This is a genomic window from Pseudomonas sp. CGJS7, from assembly GCF_036961695.1.
The window spans coordinates 55817-77039 of sequence record NZ_JBAMDI010000046.1 but is presented as its reverse complement, the minus strand read 5'-3'; the positions used below and the strand labels follow the sequence as shown (position 1 = coordinate 77039).

The following is a 21223-nucleotide window of genomic DNA, read 5'->3' as shown; positions in this document are numbered from 1 at the left end:
ATCTCGATATCGCGTCGTACCAACAAGGCGGTCGCGCGCGCCAGGCACAGGATGGACTGGCCCGAAACAAACGTAGGAGCGGGTTTACCCGCGAAGCGCCGCGCGGGCGGCGCTCGATCTCACAGGCGCTGAATATCTCAAGCCGGCCACCTGGCAGCCCTGATGCAATCCCCCCTCCCCCAACCACACAACCCGCTACCAGACAAGCTAACAGTTGTCGAGATATGGTTGGACCAGTCCTTTGCGTATACTGCAACCTATGTTCGCCCACACTGATTTGCGCCAGCGTTGCGCCAAATGGCTTCTCGCAACCGGACTCTTTCTGCTGCTAGGTGCCTGCGTTGAAAAACCCAGCACCCTCGAGCGCGTGAAGGAGGATGGCGTGCTGCGCGTGATCACACGCAACAGCCCGGCAACCTACTTCCAGGACCGTAACGGCGAAACTGGCTTTGAGTACGAACTGGTCCAGCATTTCGCCGACGATCTCGGCGTAAAGCTGCAGATCGAGACCGCCGATAACCTGGACGAGCTGTACGACGCCCTCGGCAAGCCCTCCGGCCCGGTACTGGCTGCCGCCGGCCTGGTCAGCAGTGAGCGGCGCAAAACCCAGGTGAGATACTCCCATCCCTATCTGGAGGTGACCCCGCAGGTCATCTACCGCAACGGCCGCCCGCGCCCCACCGGCGCCAAGGGTTTGGTCGGCAAGAAGATCATGGTGCTCAAGGGCAGCAGCCATGCTGACCAGCTGGCCGAGCTGAAAAAGCAGTACCCGGCCTTGCAATACGAGGAATCCGACGCCGTCGAAGTGGTCGACCTGCTGCGCATGGTGGACGAAGGTCAGATCGACTTGACCCTGGTGGACTCCAACGAACTGGCGATGAACCAGGTGTATTTCCCCAACGTGCGGGTCGCCTTCGATTTGGGCGAAACCCGCGACCAGCGCTGGGCAGTGGCCGCAGGCGAAGACAACAGCCTGCTCAACGAAATCAACGAGTATCTCGACAAGGCACAGAAAAACGGCACCCTTCAGCGCTTGAAGGACCGCTACTACGGCCATGTCGACGTACTTGGCTACGTCGGCGCCTACACCTTCGCCCAGCACCTGCAACAGCGCCTACCCAAGTACGAGAAGCACTTCAAGAGCTACGCCAAGGTCGAGCAGGTCGACTGGCGCCTGCTGGCAGCCATCGGCTACCAGGAATCGATGTGGCAGCCGGAAGTCACCTCCAAGACCGGCGTGCGCGGCCTGATGATGCTGACCCAGCGCACCGCCCAGGCCATGGGCGTGTCGAACCGACTGGACCCGAGGCAGAGCATCCAGGGCGGCGCCAAGTACTTCATGAAGATCAAGGAAGAGCTTGACGACAGCATCAAGGAGCCGGACCGCACCTGGTTCGCCCTTGCTGCCTACAATGTCGGTGGCGGCCACCTGGAAGACGCCCGCACCCTGGCCAAGCGCGAGAAGCTCAACCCGAACAAGTGGCTGGACGTGAAGAAGATGCTGCCGCGGCTGGCTCAGAAGCAGTGGTACCGGCAGACCAAGTACGGCTATGCCCGTGGGGGCGAACCGGTGCATTTCGTGGCCAACATCCGCCGTTACTACGACATTCTCACCTGGGTGACCCAGCCGCAGCTCGAAGGCCAGGTGGCCGAGGGCAACCTGCATGTGCCAGGGGTCAACAAGGACAAGCCAGCGGATAAGTCGTCGCCGATGTAAGCCAGCAGGCCTCTTCGCGGGCAAACCCGCGCCTACAAGATTTGCGCAGAACCTGTAGGAGCGGGCTTGCCCGCGAAGAGGCCGGTGCAGCTCAAGCCTTGGCCCGGCGGGCCTTGAAGAAGTCGCTGAGGATCTGCCCGCACTCTTGCGCCAGCACCCCGCCCTCCACCATCACCCGGTGGTTGAGAAAGCCTTGGCCAAAGAACTGCCCCTGGCTCTGCACGATCCCGGCCTTGGGCTCCAGCGCGCCAAACACCACGCGCATCACCCGCGAATGCACGATTAGCCCCGCACACATGCTGCACGGTTCCAGGGTCACATACAGGGTGCTGCCGGGTAGCCGGTAGTTGCTGGCCGACCTGGCTGCCGCCCTGATCGCCACCATCTCGGCATGCGCGCTGGGGTCACTGTCGATGATCGGCCGGTTGAAACCCTGGCCGATCACCTGCCCATGCTGCACCAGCACCGCCCCCACTGGCACCTCGCCCAACGCCGCGCCTTCGGCGGCCAAGGCCAGCGCCAGGCGCATGAATTCCTGATCGCGACTGCGATCAATGATCTGCGGGCGCATCAGACCACCGCGATCGCGGCCATCAGGCCGGTTTCCATGTGGTCGATGACGTGGCAGTGAAACATCCAGGTCCCAGGGTTATCCGCCACCAGTGCTACCTGGGCGCGCTCATTCTTGCCCAGCAAGTAGGTGTCGGTGAACCACGGCTCCTTGATGTCGTGACGGTTGGAGGCGATCACCTTGAAGCTCATGCCATGCAAGTGGATCGGGTGCTGGTACTGGGTCATGTTCTTAAGCTCGAAGATGTAGCTCTTGCCCTTCTGCAACGTGGCGATGGGGCGGTCGGCGCAGGTCTTGTCGGTAATATCCCAGGCCTGGCCGTTGATCTGCCACATGCTCGACGGCTTGGCCGGATCAGGGGTGACAGAGACGCTGGCCGCCCACTCGAAATTGAAGTTCAGCTTTTCGGCATTCTCCAGGTCCGGCTCGGCGATCGGATTGGGCGGCAGCGCAGGCGGCCAGTCACTCGGCGCGTCGTTGCTGGCCACCGAACGCAGGGTGCCCAGGCGCACGAAACCGTCGCGCAGGGAGATTTCCTCACCCGCCTCGGGAATGCGGATGGCCAGGCAGATACGCATGCCCGGGCCTAGCCAGTACTCATCCAGCGCACGCGGGGTCACTGGGTTGCCATCGAGGGCATAGATTCTCGCCTCGCAGTTGCCCTTGAGGTTGAGGCGGTAGGTCCAGGTATTGTCCAGGTTCAGCAGGCGCACCCGCACCACCTGGCCGGCCGGCAGCTCGGTGATCGAGTCGGCCTGGCCATTGATGGTGATCAACCGCCCGGCAGTGCCGTTGCGCGCGGCCTCGCGCGGGATGCTGAAAGGCAGCCATGCGCCCTGCTCGTCCACATGCCAGTTCTTCAGGCTCAGCGTACGTTCATGCTGGAACCCGGTGGGTTCACGTTCCTCGACGATCAGCGGCCCGACCAGACCGCGGCCCAGCTCCTCGGAACTGCTGACATGGGGGTGATACCAATAGCTGCCGGCGTCCGGCACGCGGAATTTGTAATCGAAGTACTCACCAGGCTTGACCGGCAGTTGCGAAACGTATGGCACACCATCCATCTCCAGCGGCAGGCGGATGCCGTGCCAGTGGATGGTGGTTTCGACCGGCAGGTGATTGATGAAGCGCACCCGCAACCAGGTGCCTTGGCGCACCCGCAGTTCGGTGCCAGGTGCCGACGGGCCGAAGGCCCAGGCTTCGGTCTTGAAACCCGGCACCAGCTCCACTTCCAGTGGGGCGGCAATCAGCTCGTAGTCGTGCCCGGCATTCTCGTCCTCGACCTTGCCCAGCCAGTAGCGCGCCGCGCCCCCGGCGCCCAGGCCTACCACAACCAGACCAGTAAGGCCTTTGAGCATTTGTCGACGGGTAAAGGACATCGGTGCGGGTACCTCGTTTCTGCGCAATCAGTCTGCCAGCAGGGGCTGGCGATGAAGGGCGAATACGATACACCTGCATTTGCGAAATATTAAGTGAAGTCTTGTCGCACGACCGGTTAGCGGCCGCGATCGCCAGTGGCAACCCGCTCCCCCCTCGGTACCAACCCAACGCCCCGGGGCTGACTTGCCGAATTCAGGGTGGGCTGCTTAAGTCAAAAACGGGGTGCGCAGGTGCTGGCCTTTTGCCCGCCTATCGCTTCAGACAAGACGCCGGCTCTGTGAATGCGAAGGTAGACACCATGTGGCTCAGGAATTCATTACTGCATATCTCGCTCCTGCTCGCTGCAGGCCTGCTGCTGGCACCGAAGATCATCCTGATCGAGTTTTTCTCCCATCGATGGGTGGAGACCGGTGTTTTCGACATTGCCCTGTACTTGCTTCAAGACGTGCTGTTAGTGGTCGCCCTCTATGTAATTGCCGCCAACACCATTACCAGAAACAAATTCAACTTCTATCTGTTGAGCATCGCCTCAGGTGCCTTGCTGCTGTTCCTGCTGGTGGACATGCGTGTTCGGGAGCTATGGCTGAAGCCACTGGACTGGCAACTGATAAGCTACAGCCTGCAAAACGCAAGCAACCTGACCTCCGGGGCCGAGGTGTTTCTCACGCAAGCTGCCGGTTTCGGGCACACATTCAGGTTCATTGTCTTTGTGCTTTTTCTGGCTTACCTGGCGACCTGGTCTTTCGCTGGGCTGGCAACCTGCATCGCTTATAAAGAACAGCGCACCCGCACAGTAAAGAAAAGACAGCACCTCTGGGCATCACTGCTGGTGATAGGCGCCCTGCTCTTCGGCTCCATCCATGCCAAAGACGCGCGCTATCACCTGAACGAAAACATTGTCATCAGCCCGCTGGTCACAACACTCAGAAACACCACTTCCTTGACCGCAGCGCCGCATAGACCGTCGCTGCCATTCGAACAACCCGCCTACCCGCTGACCAGTGTCAACGAAATCCGAAAACTTCAATCTCACCCCACGCCAGACTTCAAGAACCTGGTCTTCATCGTTCTGGAGTCAGTGCGCTGGAACAGCGTGTTTGCTCCCGACATCAAAACCGCCGAGCGCTACCCCACCTTCGATAAGCTCGCTCGGGAGGGCATGCTCTTCAAATCGTACGTTTCAGTGCCTCACTCGTCCAAAGGCTACCACGCGATCCTGACGGGGCTGCATGCCTACCCTGATATTGAAATCAAAGAAGCCATGTACCTGCTGCAACCCAGTGTCATCCATGAGCTGAAGAACAGGAAAAACATGGAAGCCGTCGCCTTCAGCTCGCTGTACCTGCAGTTCGAAAACATGGAGGGCTTCCTGAAATCCATCGGTGTGTCGAATGCTTACGCAGTTTCGGAGCTCATCCCCGCCGAGAACCGCTCACAAAACGCCAGCAGCTTCGGTGAAAGTGATGAACAGCTGTTTTCGTCCAGCATCGCTTACCTGGAAAACATCAAAAAGAATGGCAAGGGTTTCATCGCGCTCTATTTCCCAAGCGCAGCCCACTACCCCTACCAATGCAGCCAAGGGCCCCCATTACAGAGCGAGCTGGAAAAGTATGAAGAATGCATAGCCAAGACAGACAGCGTGCTGGGTGAAATGCTGACATCCTTCGACAAGCAAGGCCTTCTAGACTCGACATTATTCGTGCTCGTGGGTGACCACGGTGAGTCATTTGGTGAGCACGGTCTGTTCATTCACAACGCGTCCATGCACGAAGAAGAAGTGAGCGTACCCCTGATTTTCTGGAGTAATGGAAAGTCACTGCCCAAACCCGCCTCAACCACCAGTCACCAGATCGATATTGCGCCCACGGTTGCCGATTTTTTTGATGTGACCGAATCCCCCCTCTCTGTACAAGGCATCAGCTTGTTGAGGGAACAGGGGAAACGCACATTCTTCATGTCCACGTTCTTTGACCAACTGGCGTCAGCCTTGGTGGAGCACCCGTACAAATACATATACGAATTCAGTTCGGACACCCTGACCAAATACAACCTTGAGGATGACCCGCAGGAAAAGCACCCGCAACGCGTGGAGGGTGACGAGTTCATCGCAGTGAGGAGCAGGCTGCTTTCCTATAACGCCTACCAGAAAGCGCTATTTGCCAGAAAGCCAGAAGAATAAGCAATCTGAACGAACAAGAACCAGAAAGCCCGCAATCATGCGGGCTTTCTGGTGTATCCGTCCTGCGGGTGCCAGCCTGGGCTGGCTACCCGATCACTCCCACTCGATAGTGGCAGGCGGCTTGCTCGACACGTCGTAGGTAACGCGCGAGATACCGTCGATTTCGTTGATGATACGACCGCTGACAGTTTCCAGCAGCTCGTACGGCAGGTGTGCCCAACGCGCGGTCATGAAGTCCACGGTCTCGACGGCACGCAGGGCCACGACCCAGGCGTAGCGACGGCCGTCGCCGACGACGCCGACCGACTTGACCGGCTGGAACACCACGAACGCCTGGCTGGTCTTGTGGTACCAGTCGGCCTTGCGCAGCTCTTCGATGAAGATGTGGTCGGCGCGACGCAGGATGTCGGCGTATTCCTTCTTCACTTCACCGAGGATACGCACGCCCAGGCCCGGGCCCGGGAACGGGTGGCGGTAGACCATGTCGTACGGCAGGCCCAGTTCCAGGCCGATCTTGCGCACTTCGTCCTTGAACAGTTCACGCAGCGGCTCGACCAGCTTGAGGTTCATCTCCTCCGGCAGGCCACCAACGTTGTGGTGCGACTTGATCACGTGGGCCTTGCCGCTCTTGGCGCCAGCCGACTCGATCACGTCCGGGTAGATGGTGCCCTGGGCGAGGAACTGGATGTTCTCCAGCTTGCTGGCTTCGGCATCGAACACGTCGATGAAGGTGCGGCCGATGATCTTGCGCTTCTTCTCAGGGTCCGCTTCGCCTTCCAGGTTGTCGAGGAACTGCTTTTCAGCGTCGGCGCGGATCACCTTGACGCCCATGTTCTCTTTGAACATGGCCATCACCTGGTCGCCTTCGTGCAGGCGCAGCAGGCCGTTGTCGACGAATACGCAGGTCAGCTGGTCGCCGATGGCGCGGTGCAGCAGCGCGGCAACCACCGAGCTGTCAACGCCGCCGGACAGGCCCAGCAGAACGTTGGCCGAACCGACTTGCGCACGCACCTGGGCGATGGCGTCTTCGACGATGTTGGACGCCGTCCACAGGGCTTCACAGCCGCAGATGTCCCGCACGAAGCGGGACAGGATGCGACCACCTTGCTTGGTGTGGGTCACTTCGGGGTGGAACTGCACGCCGTAGTAGCCGCGGACGTCGTCGTACATGCCGGCGATCGGGCAGCTTGGGGTGCTGGCCAGAATGTTGAAGTTGCCAGGCATCTGGGTGACCTTGTCACCGTGGCTCATCCACACGTCCAGGCCCAGCACGCCGTCGTCATCAACGTGGTCTTCGATGCCGTCGAGCAGGCGGCTCTTGCCGACAACGTCCACACGGGCATAGCCGAACTCACGCAGGTCGGAACCTTCTACCTTGCCGCCCATCTGCTCGGCCATGGTCTGCATGCCGTAGCAGATACCCAGCACAGGCACATTCAGGTCAAACACGGCCTGCGGAGCGCGCGGGCTGTTGGCTTCGTGGACCGACTCGGGGCCGCCGGCGAGGATGATGCCGCGCGGGTTGAATTCGCGGATCGCTTCATCGTCCATGTCGAACGGGTGCAGTTCGCAGTACACGCCGATTTCGCGCACGCGGCGGGCGATCAGCTGGGTGTACTGGGAACCGAAATCGAGGATCAGGATGCGGTGAGCGTGAATGTCGAGGGCCATGACTCAATCTCGTCAGTGGAAATCGGAAACGACGCGGGGCTGTCATGACAGCCCCGCTTTATGTTGTAGCTGGAAGCCTCAGCCTACGCGGTAGTTAGGGGCTTCTTTGGTGATTTGCACGTCGTGCACGTGGGACTCGGCCATGCCGGCACCGGTGATGCGCACGAACTCCGGCTTGGTGCGCATTTCTTCGATGGTCGCGCTGCCGGTGTAGCCCATGGACGAACGCAGGCCGCCCATCAGCTGGTGGATGATCGCGGCCAGGGCGCCTTTGTAGGGAACGCGGCCTTCGATGCCTTCCGGTACCAGCTTCTCGGCGCCGGCCGAGGAGTCCTGGAAGTAACGGTCGGACGAACCTTGCGCCTGCGCCATGGCACCCAGCGAGCCCATGCCGCGGTAGGCCTTGTAGGAACGGCCCTGGAACAGCTCGACTTCACCCGGGGCCTCTTCGGTACCGGCGAACATCGAACCCATCATCACGCAGGAAGCACCGGCAACGATGGCCTTGGACAGGTCACCGGAGAAGCGGATACCGCCGTCAGCGATCAGTGGCACGCCAGTGCCTTCCAGTGCTGCGGCGACGTTGGCGATGGCGCTGATTTGCGGCACGCCGACACCGGCAACGATACGAGTGGTGCAGATAGAGCCAGGGCCGATACCGACCTTGACCGCATCGGCACCCGCTTCGGCCAGGGCCTTGGCGGCAGCGCCGGTGGCGATGTTGCCGCCGATCACCTGCACTTGCGGGTAGGTTTCCTTCACCCAGCGTACGCGGTCGATCACACCTTTGGAGTGGCCGTGGGCAGTGTCGACGACGACGACATCAACGCCAGCCGCCACCAGGGCAGCAACGCGCTCGCCGGTGTCCTTGCCGGTGCCGACGGCGGCGCCGACGCGCAGGCGACCTTGGTCGTCCTTGCTGGCCAGCGGGTAAGCCTTGGCTTTTTCGATGTCCTTGACGGTCATCATGCCCTTGAGGTTGAACTTGTCGTCAACGATCAGGACTTTTTCCAGGCGATGCTTGTGCAGCAGCTCGCGAACTTCGTTCTTGTCGGCGCCTTCGCGGACGGTGACCAGGCGCTCTTTCGGCGTCATCACGTCGCGAACCTTGGCGTCCAGGCGATTTTCGAAGCGCACGTCACGGGAGGTGACGATGCCGACCAGGTCGCCGTTGGCCAGTACCGGCACGCCGGAGATGTTGTTCAGGCGGGTCAGCTCGAACAGGTCGCGCACAGTGGCATCGGCGTCGATGGTGATCGGGTCCTTGACCACGCCAGCCTCGAACTTCTTGACCTTGCGCACTTCGCCGGCCTGTTGTTCGATGGTCATGTTCTTGTGGATGATGCCGATACCGCCTTCCTGAGCCATGGCAATGGCCAGACGCGCTTCGGTCACGGTATCCATGGCAGCGGAAACCAGCGGAATGTTCAGCTCGATGCCACGGGTCAAACGGGTCTTGAGACTGACTTCATTGGGCAGTACCTCGGAATAGCCAGGTACAAGGAGGATATCGTCGAAGGTCAGGGCTTCTTGGCTGATACGCAGCATCGCGGGGGCTCCCGGGCGGGAAAAATGGAAGCGCGCCATTATACTCATGCATGGCGCGCCGCTCAATGCAAAATAAGGGCCTTCGGTCAGGCTTGTGGCAGTTTTACCTGCACCACGGCCACCGGCTGGTCGAGCCAGTCGGCGAAGCTGTCGAGAAAGGCCTGGGTGAACCCGGCCTCGCCCCAGTTGTTGAAGATGAACCCCAGGTTGGAAAAGGCACATGGCTGCAGGTAAATGAAGCCATTGATGTCATCTTCGAAGCCGCACAGTGGGCAGGTGAAGTTGTCGCTCACTGCCGGCATCCACTCTTCCAGGCTTTCGAACAACGGCTCGCCTACCTCGCGCCGGCACTCCGGGCAACCGGCTTCTTCGAGGAAGCCTTCGGTGGGGGTATAGATGCAGCGTTTGAGCATCACTTCCAGGCCGTTGACCGGTTCGTCGAAGGGCAGTTTTTCCGGGTGCAGGGCCACTTTGCGCGCCCCTGCCGCCAGGGCGTGGCCCATGCGGTTGCCGGTGCGGCCACAGGTGGTCAGCTGCTCCTCGACGACCTTTTCGCGCACCAGCCAGCGCAGGATGGCGCGGGCACGGGCTTCATGCACCGGGACGGTAGACAGCTTTGGAACGATGATGCTCTGGGTGTTCATGAACGGGACAAGCCTGAGAAACGCCGGTAATGACGCAATTCTACCGCTCAGGCGCTCAGGTAGCGACCAATCAACGCCAGCCCACTGGCCAGCACCAGCCAGGTCACCAGCCGTACGAACGCTTCGCGGGACAACCGGTTGGTCAACCGACGCCCTACCCAAAGGCCAATGAACATGACAGGCAGCAGGGAGGCGGCGAGCAGCAGCAGGCTTTGGTCGGCATAGACACCGGCAATCAGGAACAGTGACAGACGCACTATCGTACTGCAGCTGATCAGCGCGCTCTGGGTGGCGCGTACCTGTTCCTTCACCTCCAGCCGTGCGCTCAGGTAAAGGGCATAAAGAAACCCGCCGCTGCCGAACAAAGCCCCGAACAACCCGCCTGCCGTGCCCATCGGCACCGCCCAGAAGCCGGACAGGCTGGCTGGCCTCACTTTCACTGCCAGCCCGTAAACTGCATAGGCAGTCACGAATACCCCCATCAACAGCAGCAACAGGTCGGACTTCAGTTGCAGCAGGAACACCACGCCCAACGTACAACCCAAGGCCATGAAGGGCAGCAGCCGCAGCAATTCACTGCGTACCACATCCCGGCGCGACGGCAGCAGGTTGCCGAACGCGGCCACGAAATCCAGCAGCACCAGCAACGGGATGATGCGTGACAACGGCATGAAGTGAATCAGCACCGGCCCCGCCACCAGTGCAGTACCGAAGCCGGCGATGCCGAAGACGATGTAGGCCGCAGCAATGGCGAACAGGATCGGCAGCCAGTCAAGGCCGGAAAACGACAGTTGGGCAAGCATGGCAGCAGTTCCTGGGAAGACAGGCAAAGGTTAGCCAGCCATGAGCCATGCCGACTAATATGCCTTTATCCAAAAAGCCATCTCGAAAAGGCATGACATGACGTCGATCCGACAGTTGCGTTACTTCGTGGAGATCGCCGAGTGCGGCAGTTTCAGCAGTGCAGCCGAGCGCCTGTACGTCGCCCAGTCGGCCCTTAGCCGGCAGATCAAGGAGCTGGAGCAACAACTGGGCACGCCGCTGTTCGAACGCACGGCGCGCCTGCCTCGCCTGACGCTGGCGGGTCAGGCCTTTCTTGAACGGGCGCGACGCTTGCTGGCCGACCTGGCACAGGCCGAGCGGGTTACCCGTGACATTGGCCAAGGGTTGCAAGGCAGCTTGCGCCTGAACCATTCCAGCACCGTGCCGCTGACCGGCGGGCTTCTGGCTCGCCTGGGGAACTACCTGAAGCACAACCCAGGGGTTTCGCTGGAGATTGCGCAGCAGTCATCGGAGGCACAGCTGGAAGACATTGCTGCCGGACGGCTGGATATCGGCCTGTTGCGCTTGCCGGTGCTGCGCCAGCATGAAGGCGTGGTGCTGCATGAGTTGTTCGACGAACCCTTGTTGCTGGCGGTCGCCGCTGGGCACCCCTTGGCGGGTACTCAGCACGTGCAACTGGAGCAATTGAAGGAAGAACGCTTCATTTCCATCCCGCACCGGGATCGCGGTGGCTTGAGCTACCTGTCGGCCTCGTTGTGCATGGGGGCAGGGTTCTTCCCGCAGGCGGCGCAGGTACTGTCGCGCAAGACTACGCAGTTGCAGCTGATACAGGCGGGGTTTGGGGTGGCGTTGTTGCCAGAGTGCATGCGCCAGATCGCACCCGCTTCGGTCAGTTTCGTGGCGCTGGAAGGCGATTGCCAGAGCACAGTGGCGCTGGCCTGTCGCCGCGATGCGGGGCAGATAGCCAGGCAGTTCGTAACGGCCCTGCAGGCCTGAACCTTGTTCTTCGCCGGTGCACCCGCTCCAACAGGGCCCGGGACAGACAACCGGGGCCGATGTCATTTATGATGCCAGCCATGATCAAAGACCCTTTCGAACGACTCGGGCTGGACCGCGAGGTCCTTACCGTCAGCCAACTCAACGGCCGCGCCCGCGTGCTGCTGGAAGACGTTTTCCGCAGCGTGTGGGTGGAAGGCGAAATCTCCAACCTCGCCCGCCCGGCGTCCGGCCACATGTACTTCACCCTCAAGGACAGCGGCGCCCAGGTGCGTTGTGCGTTGTTCCGGCAGAACGCCACGCGGGTACGCCAGGCGCTGCGCGATGGCCTGGCGGTGCGGGTGCGCGGCAAGGTTTCGCTGTTCGAGGGGCGTGGCGACTACCAGCTGATTCTCGACACCGTCGAGCCAGCCGGTGATGGCGCGCTGCGCCTGGCTTTCGAGGCCCTGAAGGAAAAACTCGGTGCCGAGGGGCTGTTCAGCGCCGAACGAAAGAAGCCACTGCCGGCTCACCCGCAGCGCATCGGCATCATCACCTCGCCCACTGGCGCGGTGATCCGCGACATCATCAGCGTGTTCGGCCGCCGTGCCCCGCAGGTGGAGCTGAACCTGATACCTACGGCGGTACAGGGCCGCGAAGCCATCGCGCAGATCGTACGCGCCATCCGCCTGGCCGACAGCCTCGGCTTCGATGCGCTGATTCTGGCGCGGGGTGGGGGTTCGCTGGAAGACCTGTGGTGTTTCAACGAGGAAGCCGTGGCGCGTGCCGTGGCCGCCTGCGTCACGCCGATTGTCAGCGCCGTGGGCCATGAAACCGACGTGTCGATCAGCGACTTCGTGGCTGACGTGCGCGCGCCCACCCCGTCTGCGGCCGCCGAGCTGCTGGCCCCTGACAACAGCGGCCTTCGGCAACGCCTGGATGGCCTGCAACGGCGCCTGCTGCTGCGCATGCAGAACCGCCTGACCCACGACCGCCTGCGCCTGGAGTCACTCACCCGGCGCCTGCGCCACCCAGGCGAGCGTTTGCGCCAGCAGGCTCAACGCCTGGACGACCTGGACATGCGCCTGCGTCGCGCGTTCATGCTCAACCTCAACCAGCGCCGCGAACGCCTGGCACGCCTGGACGCCCGCCTGGCCGCGCAGCATCCGGGGCGTAACCTGAAACTGCTGAACCAGCGCCTGGACAGCCTGGCCGAGCGCCTGCCACGGGCCATGCGCGAGGTGCTCAAGGACCGTCGCCAGCGGTTCCAGGCCCAGTTGCAGACACTGCAGGTGGTCAGTCCGCTGGCCACCCTGGCCCGCGGATACAGCATTTTGCTGGATGAGCAAGGCCAGGCCATTCGCAGCGCCGAACAGACCCGCAACGGCCAACGCCTGACCGCCCGCCTGAACGAAGGCGAGCTGCTGGTGCGGGTCGAAGACAACCACCTGACCCCGGTCACCCTCTCACTACTGGACTGACACATGCCCCGCGTGCTCGCGCATCTGCTTGCCCTTTCCCTGCTGCTGCTGGCCGGCGGCGCCCAGGCCAGCTACATCACCCGCACACTGAACAAACCGGTACCCGGCGGTGTGGCAGTCGTCGACCTAGGCCCCGCCGCCAACGCACCCAGCGCCCGTTTCGACGGCAAACCGGTGCTGGTGGTGAAGGAGCAGGACAACTGGCTGGCCATCGTCGGCATCCCGCTGACCCAGAAGCCCGGCACCGCAGTGCTGAACCAGGGCGGGCGCACCCTGCCTTTCAGCGTAGGCAGCAAGAAGTACCCTGAGCAGCGCATTACCCTGAAGAACACGCGCCAGGTCAACCCGAACCCGGCCGACCTCAAGCGCATCGAGCGCGAGCTGGCCGAGCAGATCAAGGCCTACCGCAGCTTCAGCCCGAACCTGCCGAGCAACCTGGTTCTCGACAAGCCGGTCAACGGCCCGCTGTCGAGCAAGTTCGGCGTGCGCCGCTTCTTCAACGGCGAAGAACGCAACCCGCATGCGGGGCTGGATTTTGCGGTGCCGGCAGGCACGCCGATCAAGACACCCGCCAATGGCAAAGTGATTCTGGTGGGAGACTATTTCTTCAACGGCCGCACGGTGTTCGTCGACCATGGGCAGGGCTTTATCAGCATGTTCTGCCACATGTCGAAAATCGATGTGCAGGTCGGCCAGCAACTGCGTCGTGGCGAGGTGGTCGGACGCGTGGGCTCGACCGGGCGGGCTACCGGGCCGCACATGCACTGGAACGTCAGCCTGAACGATGCGCGGGTGGACCCGGCGATTTTCATTGGCGCGTTCCAGCCCTGAAACTGCGGCGCCTGCTTCGCGGGCACGCCCGCTCCCACAGGTACAGCGAAGCCTTCAGACACAGCTCAATACTTGTGGGAGCGAAGCCTTCAGACACAGCACAATACTTGTGGGAGCGGGCATGCCCGCGAAGAGGCCAGCACAGTCGACAGCAGTTCAACTGTGTTGCGCCATCGAAAAATACTGCGCAAACATCAATAAGCGCCCAGCAGATCCAAGCCATAAAATCTCGCCTAATGGCTTTTTTTAAGCATTCCTCTCAATTTTTCCCGAACGCTTGCCATCCCCCACCCCACTGGTTAAGTTTGAAGGCATGAAAACCTTCAGCACCCTCATCCTGCTCCGACAACATCGCAGCCTCTGCCTGGTCAGCGCCCGACTACCAGGCTGAATCGCGTCGCCTCGCCTCTTCATATCGTTATCGCTCGGCAGGCCCGATCTCGGCCGCACACAAAAGGATTGCTTCCATGACCATGCTCAAAGACCCTTCGAAGAAATACCGCGCTTTCCCGACCATCGACCTGCCTGACCGTACCTGGCCGTCGAAGACCATCACCCAGGCACCTATCTGGTGCAGTTCCGACCTGCGTGACGGCAACCAGTCGCTGATAGAGCCGATGGACTCGGAGAAGAAACTGCGCTTCTGGAAGACCTTGGTGCAGGTTGGCGTGAAGGAGATCGAAGCCTCGTTCCCGTCTGCCTCGCAAACCGATTTCGACTTCGTGCGCACCCTGATCGAGGACGGCCACATCCCGGATGACACCACCATCCAGGTGCTCACCCAGGCACGTGAAGACCTGATTGCCCGTACTTTCGAATCGCTGCGCGGTGCGAAGAAGGCCATCGTCCACCTGTACAACGCCACCAGCCCGTCGTTCCGCCGCATCGTCTTCAATCAGGACAAGCAAGGCGTGAAGGACATCGCGGTGAACGCGGCCAAGCTGTTCGTCAAGTACGCCGCCCAGCAGCCGGAAACCCAGTGGACCTTCCAGTACTCGCCAGAAACCTTCAGCGCCACTGAAATGGAGTTCGCCAAGGAGGTCTGCGACGCGGTCATCGAGGTGTGGAACCCTACCCCTGAACACAAGATCATCCTCAACCTGCCGGCCACCGTGGAAGTGTCCACGCCAAATATCTACGCCGATCAGATCGAGTGGTTCTGCCGCAACGTCAGCCGCCGCGACAGCGTGATCATCAGCCTGCACTGCCACAACGACCGCGGCACCGGCATCGCTGCCACCGAACTGGGCCTCATGGCCGGCGCCGACCGTGCCGAAGGCTGCCTGTTCGGCAACGGCGAGCGTACCGGTAACGTCGACCTGGTGACCTTGGCACTGAACCTCTACACCCAGGGCATCGACCCGTTGCTGGACTTCTCCGACATCGACGGCGTGCGCAAGGTGGTCGAAGAATGCAACCAGTTGCCGGTACACCCACGTCACCCGTATGTGGGCGACCTGGTCCATACCGCGTTCTCCGGCTCGCACCAGGACGCCATCCGCAAGGGCTTCGCCAAGCAGCAGGATGGGGAACTGTGGGAGGTGCCTTACCTGCCGATCGACCCGGCCGACATCGGCCGCAGCTATGAAGCGGTAATCCGCGTCAACAGCCAATCGGGCAAAGGCGGTATCACCTACCTGCTCGAGCAGGAATATGGCATCAGCCTGCCGCGTCGCATGCAGATCGAATTCAGCCAGGTGGTGCAGGGTGAGACTGACCGCTTGGGCCTGGAAATGACCGCCCAGCAGATCTACAGCCTGCTGCACAAGGAATACCTCCAGGCCAACGCGCCATACGCACTGGTCAGCCATCGCCTGCAGGAAGAAAACGGCCACAGCGCCGTGGAAGTGGAAGTTGCGGGTGAAGGCGAAACCACCCTGCACTGGCGCGGCAAGGGCAACGGCGCCCTGGAAGCACTGGTGGCCGGCCTGCCGATTGCCGTGGAGATCATGGACTACAACGAGCATGCGATTGGCGCTGGCACCAACGCCAAGGCAGCTGCCTACATCGAACTGCGCGTGGCCGGTGGCCGTCCGGTACATGGCGTGGGTATCGATGAGAACATCACCACGGCCAGCTTCAAGGCGCTGTTCAGTGCACTGAACCGCTCGCTGAGCCAGCAGGAAGCCAAGGCGGCCTGAAGCCTGGAATGAGGGATGAGAAAGCCCGCATCGTTTGATGCGGGCTTTTTTTGTTGGCCTGGACTGGCCCTTTCGCGGGTAAACCCGCTCCTACAACGGCCTGCGCCCAATCACCAATGTGTGTCCACCACCGATCAGGTGTAGGAGCGGGTTTACCCGCGAATACGCAGGCCACGGCAACGGTGAACGGCCAGGGATATTGGCCAGCGGGCCCGGCCCATTCGCGGGTAAACCCGCTCCTACGACGGCCTGTGTCCAACACCCGGTGTGTGTCCACCGCAGATCGGTGCGTAGGAGCGGGTTTACCCGCGAAAGGGCCAGCACAACCACTGCAAATACCCCAGGCAAAAAAAAGGGGCGCCGACCAAGCGCCCCACAAGCCGTAAAGCACACAACTGTTTTCAGTTGGCGTCCAGCAGCGCCATCGCCTCGGCACTGCACGCTTCGATTCGCGCCCAGTCACCATTCTTGATCCAGCTGCTGTCGAGCATCCAGGTTCCCCCCACGCACATCACGTTCGGCAGTGCCATGTAGTTGCGCACGTTGGCCGGGTTCACACCGCCGGTGGGACAAAAACGAATATCGCCGAACGGGCCACCAAAGGCCTTGATCGCCGCTACCCCGCCGCTGATTTCCGCCGGGAACAACTTGAACCGGCGGTAGCCCAGGGCATAGCCCATCATGATTTCGGACGGCGTGCTGATGCCCGGCAACAGCGGGATTTCACTGTCCACGCCAGCCTCGAGAATGTCCTGGGTAATGCCAGGGGTAACGACGAACTGCGCGCCCGCAGCTTCAACCGCCGCGAACATGCCGCGGTCGAGCACGGTACCGGCGCCGACACACAGCTCCGGGCGCTGCTCACGCAGCACCTGAATGGCCTTGAGGCCATGCTGTGAGCGCAGGGTCACTTCCAGGGTACGGATACCGCCAGCGGCCAGGGCGTCAGCCAGCGGCAGGATGTCTTCCTCACGAGCAATGGTGATTACCGGCAGGATGCGCGCCTTTTTGCAAATGGCGTCGATCCGCGCGGCTTTATCAGCCATCGAGAGCTTGGGCTGTGGGCGTTCAAGGGTGGTCATGACAGTGGATCCTTGGCTCATGGGCACCAGTAGATGTCCAGGGGGTCGTGAAGAAAAGCGCGAATCGGCATTTCAGTAAGGTCGTTGCCCGCCAGCGCGGCGCGCAGGGTAGCGAGTTTGCCCTGGCCTTGCACAGACAGCGCGATGAAGGCCGCGCTGGCCAGCAGCGAACGGGTCATCGACAGGCGCTGGTGCGGCACGCTCGGCGCCAGCATCGGCAGGCAGCGGCGTGGGCCGGCCGGGTCCAGGCCTGCTTCCAGGTTGGGACTGGCGGGGAACAGCGAGGCGGTATGGCCATCGTCGCCCATGCCCAGCACCAGCACGTCGATCGGCGGTAGCTCGGCCAAGGCCTGGTCAGCTTTGAGCGCAGCTGCATCGAGGTTCTCCGCCTGCTGGTACAGGCCAACGAAACGGGCCTTGGCCGCTTCGCCCTTCAACAGGTGACGGGCCAGCAGGCCGGCATTGCTGTCGGCGTGCTCCACCGGCACCCAGCGCTCATCAGCCAGGCTGACAGTGACCTTGGCCCAGTCCAGGTGCTCGCTGGCCAGTTTCTCCAGGAACGGCACCGGGCTGCGGCCGCCAGACAACACCACACAGGCCTGCCCCTTGGCGGCAATCGCGGCGCGCAGGCGCTCAGCCACATCATGAGCCAAGGACACGGACAGTGCCTTGGCATCCGCCAGTTCATGAGCCTTCACGGCCGCTGGCAGTTTCAATTCAGATATCCCCATACCACGCCCTCCCATCGCGTGTGATCAGTGCAATCGAGCTCATCGGCCCCCAGGAGCCCGCCGCGTATGGCTTGGGCGCATCGCCCGCATTACGCCAGCCGGCAATCAACTGGTCGCACCACTTCCAGGCATACTCGATTTCGTCCTTGCGCACGAACAGGTTCTGGTTGCCGCGCATCACTTCGAGCAACAGCCGCTCGTAGGCATCCGGAATTCGTGCACTGCGCCAGGCATCGGAAAAATTCAGCTGCAATGGGCCACTGCGCAGTTGCATGCCCTTGTCCAGGCCCTGCTCCTTGGTCATCACCCGTAAAGAAATGCCTTCGTCCGGTTGCAGGCGGATGATCAGCTTGTTACCGATCTGCAAACGCTGTTCCGGGGCGAAGATGTAGTGCGGCGTTTCCTTGAAGTGAATGACGATCTGCGACAGTTTTTGCGGCATGCGCTTGCCGGTTCGCAGGTAGAATGGCACGCCCGACCAGCGCCAGTTACGGATGTCGGCGCGCAGCGCGACGAAGGTTTCGGTGTCGCTCTGGGCGTTGGCGTTGTCTTCTTCCAGGTAACCAGGTACCGGCTTGCCTTCGCTGTAGCCGGCAATGTACTGGCCACGCACCACACTGGTGCTCAAACCGTCACCAGTGATCGGTGCCAGGGCTTTGAGCACTTTCACCTTCTCGTCGCGGATGGCATCGGCGGACAGTTCGCTGGGCGGGTCCATGGCGATCAGGCACAGCAACTGCAGCAGGTGATTCTGGATCATGTCGCGCAGTTGGCCGGCCTTGTCGAAATAACCCCAACGGCCCTCGATACCGACCTTTTCCGCGACGGTAATCTCCACATGGGAGATGGAATTCTGGTTCCACTGGGTTTCGAACAGGCTATTGGCGAAGCGCAGGGCAATCAGGTTCTGCACCGTCTCTTTGCCCAGGTAATGGTCAATGCGGTAAACCCGGCTTTCAGGGAAGAACCGCGCCACGGCATCGTTGACCCGGCGCGACGACTCCAGGTCGTGGCCAATAGGTTTCTCGAGCACTACCCGGGTGCGCGCAGCCAGCCCGACCTTGTCGAGGTTTTCGCAGATGGCCCCATACACCGCCGCCGCCGTGGCGAAGTAGGCGATCAGCGGCAGCTCGCCCGGCAGCTGCTCGGCCAAGGCCTGATAGCCCTCGGGCTGAAGGAAGTCCAGGTGCTGGTAATTCAGGCGGGCAAGGAAGCGCCCCAGCGCAGCAGGCTCGATATCTGCCTCGGGCACGTGCCGGCGCAGGTGGGCTTCGATGCTGTCCAGGTGCTCCTGCGCACTGCCGACCTCACGGGCGAGGGCCAGCAGGCGGGTGTCCGGGTGCAACAGGTTGGCCCGGTCGAGCTGGTAGAGCGCAGGAAACAACTTGCGCAATGCCAGGTCGCCGAGGGCGCCAAACAGGGCAAAGGTGCAAGGTTCGACACTGATTGCGGCCATGATGTTGGTTCTTTCCTAAAGTTGGTCTAGGAATACCGCTTTCACACACGGTTTTCAAGGGATAATGTAGTAAAAACCACAACATTACACACAAGTGTTACAGACAAGTGGTACGCCAACCGCACCGACAGTACGATAGACGACCGTGCAAAAAGCCTGCTGCTCACACAGCCGGCTGTCTTCCCGACCCAAGGACACACCCATGGACCGCGTGCGAAACCTCCTGGAACAGATCCAGGGCCGCCTCGACGAGCTGAACAAGGCCGAACGCAAAGTCGCCGAAGTCATCCTGCTCAACCCGCAACAAGCCACCCGTTTCAGCATCGCTGCGCTGGCCCAGGCGGCCAAGGTCAGCGAACCGACCGTCAACCGCTTCTGCCGCTCGTTCGGCGTCAGCGGCTACCCCGAGCTCAAGCTGCAACTGGCGCAGAGCCTGGCCAGTGGTGCCGCCTATGTCAGCCGCGCGGTAGAGGCCGACGATGACCCGGCCGCCTACACCCAGAAGATCTTCGCCAGCGCCATCGCCTCGCTTGACAGCGCCTGCCAGCAACTGGACCCGCAGCAGGTCAGCCGCGCCGTGGACATGATGATCCAGGCCCGGCAGATCCACTTCTTCGGCCTCGGCGCCTCGGCCCCGGTGGCCCTGGATGCGCAGCACAAGTTCTTCCGCTTCAACCTGGCCGTGTCGGCCCACGCCGATGTGCTGATGCAGCGCATGCTGGCCTCGGTCGCCCACACCGGCGATCTGTTTGTGATCATTTCCTACACCGGGCGCACCCGCGAACTGGTCGACGTGGCGCGCCTGGCACGTGAAAACGGCGCTTCGGTGCTGGGCCTCACCGCCGCAGGCTCGCCACTGGCCAATGCCTGCAGCCTGAGCCTGCACATTCCGCTGCCGGAAGATACCGACATCTACATGCCAATGACCTCGCGGATCATCCAGCTGACCGTGCTCGATGTACTGGCCACCGGCATGACCTTGCGCCGCGGCGTGGACTTCCAGCCTCACCTGCGCAAGATCAAGGAAAGCCTCAACGCCAGCCGTTACCCGATCGAGGACGACGACCTCAACTGAGCCGGTGCGCCTGCAAACGCAGGTGCGCACGCTGCCCAGGTGCCAGGCTCAGGCCTTCGCCACTGCCGCTGGTCGCCTCGACGCAGACAAAACGCTGCGACTCGCGGCCAGTCACCCCCATCAGCGGGCGATTGCCAGGGTGCCAGACCACGGTGTCGTCGCTGTCACCGGTGTCGATGCACAGCTCGCGCTGCCAGGCCGGGTCCTGCAATTGCACCCGTGGCGTACCGGGGTAGACCTTCTGGCAGCCGCCCTTGAGCTTCAGCGCGCCATCTTCACGGCAAGCCTGGCGGTTGAGGCGGTCGTAGCCCTCGATGTCTTCCAGACCAGACAGCGCTATCTCGGACACGTCACTGATGCGCCAGTACGCCAGCAGCGCATGGCTCAACTGGCAGGGTTCGCTGTCCTGATGTTCGGTGCTCAAGCTCAGCTCCATGCGGCTACCCAGCCGGGCATGCAGGTCGACCTGCCAGTCGCACAGGTCCAGCCGCCATTTCAGGGTCACGCCCTCCTCGTCCTCACGGCTGTCCACCAGCTTCCAGTCCAGCAACCGCGCCCAACCGTGGGCCGGCCACAGGTCTTCGCTGGGATGACGGCCATACCAGGGCCAGCACACCGGCACACCACCGCGGATCGCCCCCACCTGCGGCCACTGTTCGGCGCACCACAGCCACGGCCGTTCACCCGCTGGTTGAAAGTGCAGCAACTGCGCGCCCTGGCGGCTGAACACCGCCTGGCAACGGGGGTGGTCGATGATCAGGACATCGCGCTGCTGATAACGCTCCCACTCGAATGTCGGCCGGGGCCGCTGCGAGGAGAAGAAGCGATGGAGCGGATGTTCGGGCATGGTTCAGAGCTCTTGTTGTTTGAGATAGCGCTGTCTCGGCCTATCCCCAACACCCACTGCAGACCAGTGGGTGCCGGGAACCGAAAATGGATTGGCGTAAATTTACAACAA

Annotated in this window: 17 protein-coding genes; 7 read left to right on the top strand and 10 right to left on the bottom strand. The window is 62.0% G+C overall.

Translation table 11 applies throughout. From position 1 onward, the window contains the following. Positions 1 to 259 precede the first annotated feature (259 nt). Positions 260 to 1717: a membrane-bound lytic murein transglycosylase MltF gene (gene mltF, locus V7787_RS25545; protein WP_064493201.1), complete on the top strand. Its 1458-nt coding sequence runs from the start codon at positions 260 to 262 to the stop codon at positions 1715 to 1717. A 91-nt stretch (positions 1718 to 1808) separates the two neighbouring features. On the opposite strand, the gene tadA is transcribed toward mltF, so the two are convergent. After that, the gene (tadA, locus tag V7787_RS25540; protein ID WP_012051365.1) at positions 1809 to 2288 is read right to left on the bottom strand and encodes a tRNA adenosine(34) deaminase TadA; all 480 of its coding nucleotides are present in this window, start codon (positions 2286 to 2288) and stop codon (positions 1809 to 1811) included. After that, positions 2288 to 3667 carry a multicopper oxidase family protein gene (locus tag V7787_RS25535; protein ID WP_020193354.1) on the bottom strand — a complete coding sequence of 460 codons (1380 nt, stop codon included), beginning with the start codon at positions 3665 to 3667 and terminating at the stop codon, positions 2288 to 2290. Before V7787_RS25535 ends, tadA begins: the two co-directional genes overlap by 1 nt. 299 nt (positions 3668 to 3966) lie before the next feature. Between V7787_RS25535 and V7787_RS25530 the strand changes: the two genes are divergently transcribed. Further along, complete coding sequence (locus V7787_RS25530; RefSeq protein ID WP_336090040.1) at positions 3967 to 5847, top strand: LTA synthase family protein; 1881 nt, start codon at positions 3967 to 3969, stop codon at positions 5845 to 5847. Between the two features lie 93 nt (positions 5848 to 5940). On the opposite strand, the gene guaA is transcribed toward V7787_RS25530, so the two are convergent. From guaA to V7787_RS25510, 4 genes are all read right to left on the bottom strand, one after another. After that, entirely contained in the window at positions 5941 to 7518 is a 1578-nt protein-coding gene (gene guaA, locus V7787_RS25525; protein WP_064493199.1) for a glutamine-hydrolyzing GMP synthase, read from the bottom strand. 78 nt (positions 7519 to 7596) lie between these two features. Beyond that, complete coding sequence (gene guaB / locus V7787_RS25520; protein WP_003255025.1) at positions 7597 to 9066, bottom strand: IMP dehydrogenase; 1470 nt, start codon at positions 9064 to 9066, stop codon at positions 7597 to 7599. A gap of 86 nt (positions 9067 to 9152) precedes the next feature. Continuing rightward, positions 9153 to 9710 carry a hypothetical protein gene (locus V7787_RS25515; protein WP_020193644.1) on the bottom strand — a complete coding sequence of 186 codons (558 nt, stop codon included), beginning with the start codon at positions 9708 to 9710 and terminating at the stop codon, positions 9153 to 9155. 47 nt (positions 9711 to 9757) lie between these two features. Beyond that, positions 9758 to 10513, bottom strand: coding sequence for a sulfite exporter TauE/SafE family protein (locus V7787_RS25510; RefSeq protein ID WP_020193645.1), 756 nt, complete (start codon positions 10511 to 10513; stop codon positions 9758 to 9760). A gap of 97 nt (positions 10514 to 10610) precedes the next feature. Between V7787_RS25510 and V7787_RS25505 the strand changes: the two genes are divergently transcribed. The 4 genes from V7787_RS25505 to leuA all read left to right on the top strand — a co-directional run bounded on the left by V7787_RS25505 (position 10611) and on the right by leuA (position 15921). Further along, positions 10611 to 11489 carry a LysR family transcriptional regulator gene (locus V7787_RS25505; protein ID WP_064493198.1) on the top strand — a complete coding sequence of 293 codons (879 nt, stop codon included), beginning with the start codon at positions 10611 to 10613 and terminating at the stop codon, positions 11487 to 11489. Positions 11490 to 11569: 80 nt separating this feature from the next. Continuing rightward, positions 11570 to 12949: an exodeoxyribonuclease VII large subunit gene (gene xseA, locus V7787_RS25500; RefSeq protein ID WP_060489332.1), complete on the top strand. Its 1380-nt coding sequence runs from the start codon at positions 11570 to 11572 to the stop codon at positions 12947 to 12949. 3 nt (positions 12950 to 12952) lie between these two features. Further along, on the top strand, positions 12953 to 13780 hold the full coding sequence (locus V7787_RS25495) for a M23 family metallopeptidase (RefSeq protein WP_064493197.1): 828 nt from the start codon (positions 12953 to 12955) through the stop codon (positions 13778 to 13780). Positions 13781 to 14247: 467 nt separating this feature from the next. After that, a complete protein-coding gene (gene leuA / locus V7787_RS25490) occupies positions 14248 to 15921 on the top strand; it encodes a 2-isopropylmalate synthase (protein WP_010952204.1) in 1674 nt (557 codons plus the stop codon). 401 nt (positions 15922 to 16322) lie between these two features. On the opposite strand, the gene V7787_RS25485 is transcribed toward leuA, so the two are convergent. From V7787_RS25485 to zwf, 3 genes are read right to left on the bottom strand one after another with little or no spacing between them, the layout of a single operon-like run. Then, positions 16323 to 17003, bottom strand: a complete 681-nt coding sequence (locus V7787_RS25485; RefSeq protein WP_064493196.1) for a bifunctional 4-hydroxy-2-oxoglutarate aldolase/2-dehydro-3-deoxy-phosphogluconate aldolase — start codon at positions 17001 to 17003, stop codon at positions 16323 to 16325. Positions 17004 to 17020: 17 nt separating this feature from the next. After that, positions 17021 to 17734, bottom strand: a complete 714-nt coding sequence (gene pgl / locus V7787_RS25480) for a 6-phosphogluconolactonase (RefSeq protein WP_064493195.1) — start codon at positions 17732 to 17734, stop codon at positions 17021 to 17023. Then, complete coding sequence (gene zwf, locus V7787_RS25475) at positions 17721 to 19190, bottom strand: glucose-6-phosphate dehydrogenase (RefSeq protein WP_010952201.1); 1470 nt, start codon at positions 19188 to 19190, stop codon at positions 17721 to 17723. Before zwf ends, pgl begins: the two co-directional genes overlap by 14 nt. A gap of 211 nt (positions 19191 to 19401) precedes the next feature. Between zwf and hexR the strand changes: the two genes are divergently transcribed. Beyond that, positions 19402 to 20265, top strand: a complete 864-nt coding sequence (gene hexR, locus V7787_RS25470) for a DNA-binding transcriptional regulator HexR (protein WP_198748214.1) — start codon at positions 19402 to 19404, stop codon at positions 20263 to 20265. Here hexR and V7787_RS25465 read toward each other — a convergent pair. Further along, positions 20258 to 21112 (bottom strand): D-hexose-6-phosphate mutarotase, encoded by an 855-nt coding sequence (locus V7787_RS25465; protein WP_003255044.1) that lies wholly within the window; start codon positions 21110 to 21112, stop codon positions 20258 to 20260. The two genes, hexR and V7787_RS25465, sit on opposite strands and share 8 nt — an antisense overlap. Positions 21113 to 21223: the final 111 nt, after the last annotated feature.

Bases quoted from the DNA above. Each gene is read 5' to 3' on its own strand.
- mltF (WP_064493201.1), top strand. From the start codon at position 260: ATGTTCGCCCACACTGATTTGCGCCAGCGTTGCGCCAAATGGCTTCTC.
- tadA (WP_012051365.1), bottom strand. From the start codon at position 2,288: ATGCGCCCGCAGATCATTGATCGCAGTCGCGATCAGGAATTCATGCGC.
- V7787_RS25535 (WP_020193354.1), bottom strand. From the start codon at position 3,667: ATGTCCTTTACCCGTCGACAAATGCTCAAAGGCCTTACTGGTCTGGTT.
- V7787_RS25530 (WP_336090040.1), top strand. From the start codon at position 3,967: ATGTGGCTCAGGAATTCATTACTGCATATCTCGCTCCTGCTCGCTGCA.
- guaA (WP_064493199.1), bottom strand. From the start codon at position 7,518: ATGGCCCTCGACATTCACGCTCACCGCATCCTGATCCTCGATTTCGGT.
- guaB (WP_003255025.1), bottom strand. From the start codon at position 9,066: ATGCTGCGTATCAGCCAAGAAGCCCTGACCTTCGACGATATCCTCCTT.
- V7787_RS25515 (WP_020193644.1), bottom strand. From the start codon at position 9,710: ATGAACACCCAGAGCATCATCGTTCCAAAGCTGTCTACCGTCCCGGTG.
- V7787_RS25510 (WP_020193645.1), bottom strand. From the start codon at position 10,513: ATGCTTGCCCAACTGTCGTTTTCCGGCCTTGACTGGCTGCCGATCCTG.
- V7787_RS25505 (WP_064493198.1), top strand. From the start codon at position 10,611: ATGACGTCGATCCGACAGTTGCGTTACTTCGTGGAGATCGCCGAGTGC.
- xseA (WP_060489332.1), top strand. From the start codon at position 11,570: ATGATCAAAGACCCTTTCGAACGACTCGGGCTGGACCGCGAGGTCCTT.
- V7787_RS25495 (WP_064493197.1), top strand. From the start codon at position 12,953: ATGCCCCGCGTGCTCGCGCATCTGCTTGCCCTTTCCCTGCTGCTGCTG.
- leuA (WP_010952204.1), top strand. From the start codon at position 14,248: ATGACCATGCTCAAAGACCCTTCGAAGAAATACCGCGCTTTCCCGACC.
- V7787_RS25485 (WP_064493196.1), bottom strand. From the start codon at position 17,003: ATGACCACCCTTGAACGCCCACAGCCCAAGCTCTCGATGGCTGATAAA.
- pgl (WP_064493195.1), bottom strand. From the start codon at position 17,734: ATGGGGATATCTGAATTGAAACTGCCAGCGGCCGTGAAGGCTCATGAA.
- zwf (WP_010952201.1), bottom strand. From the start codon at position 19,190: ATGGCCGCAATCAGTGTCGAACCTTGCACCTTTGCCCTGTTTGGCGCC.
- V7787_RS25465 (WP_003255044.1), bottom strand. From the start codon at position 21,112: ATGCCCGAACATCCGCTCCATCGCTTCTTCTCCTCGCAGCGGCCCCGG.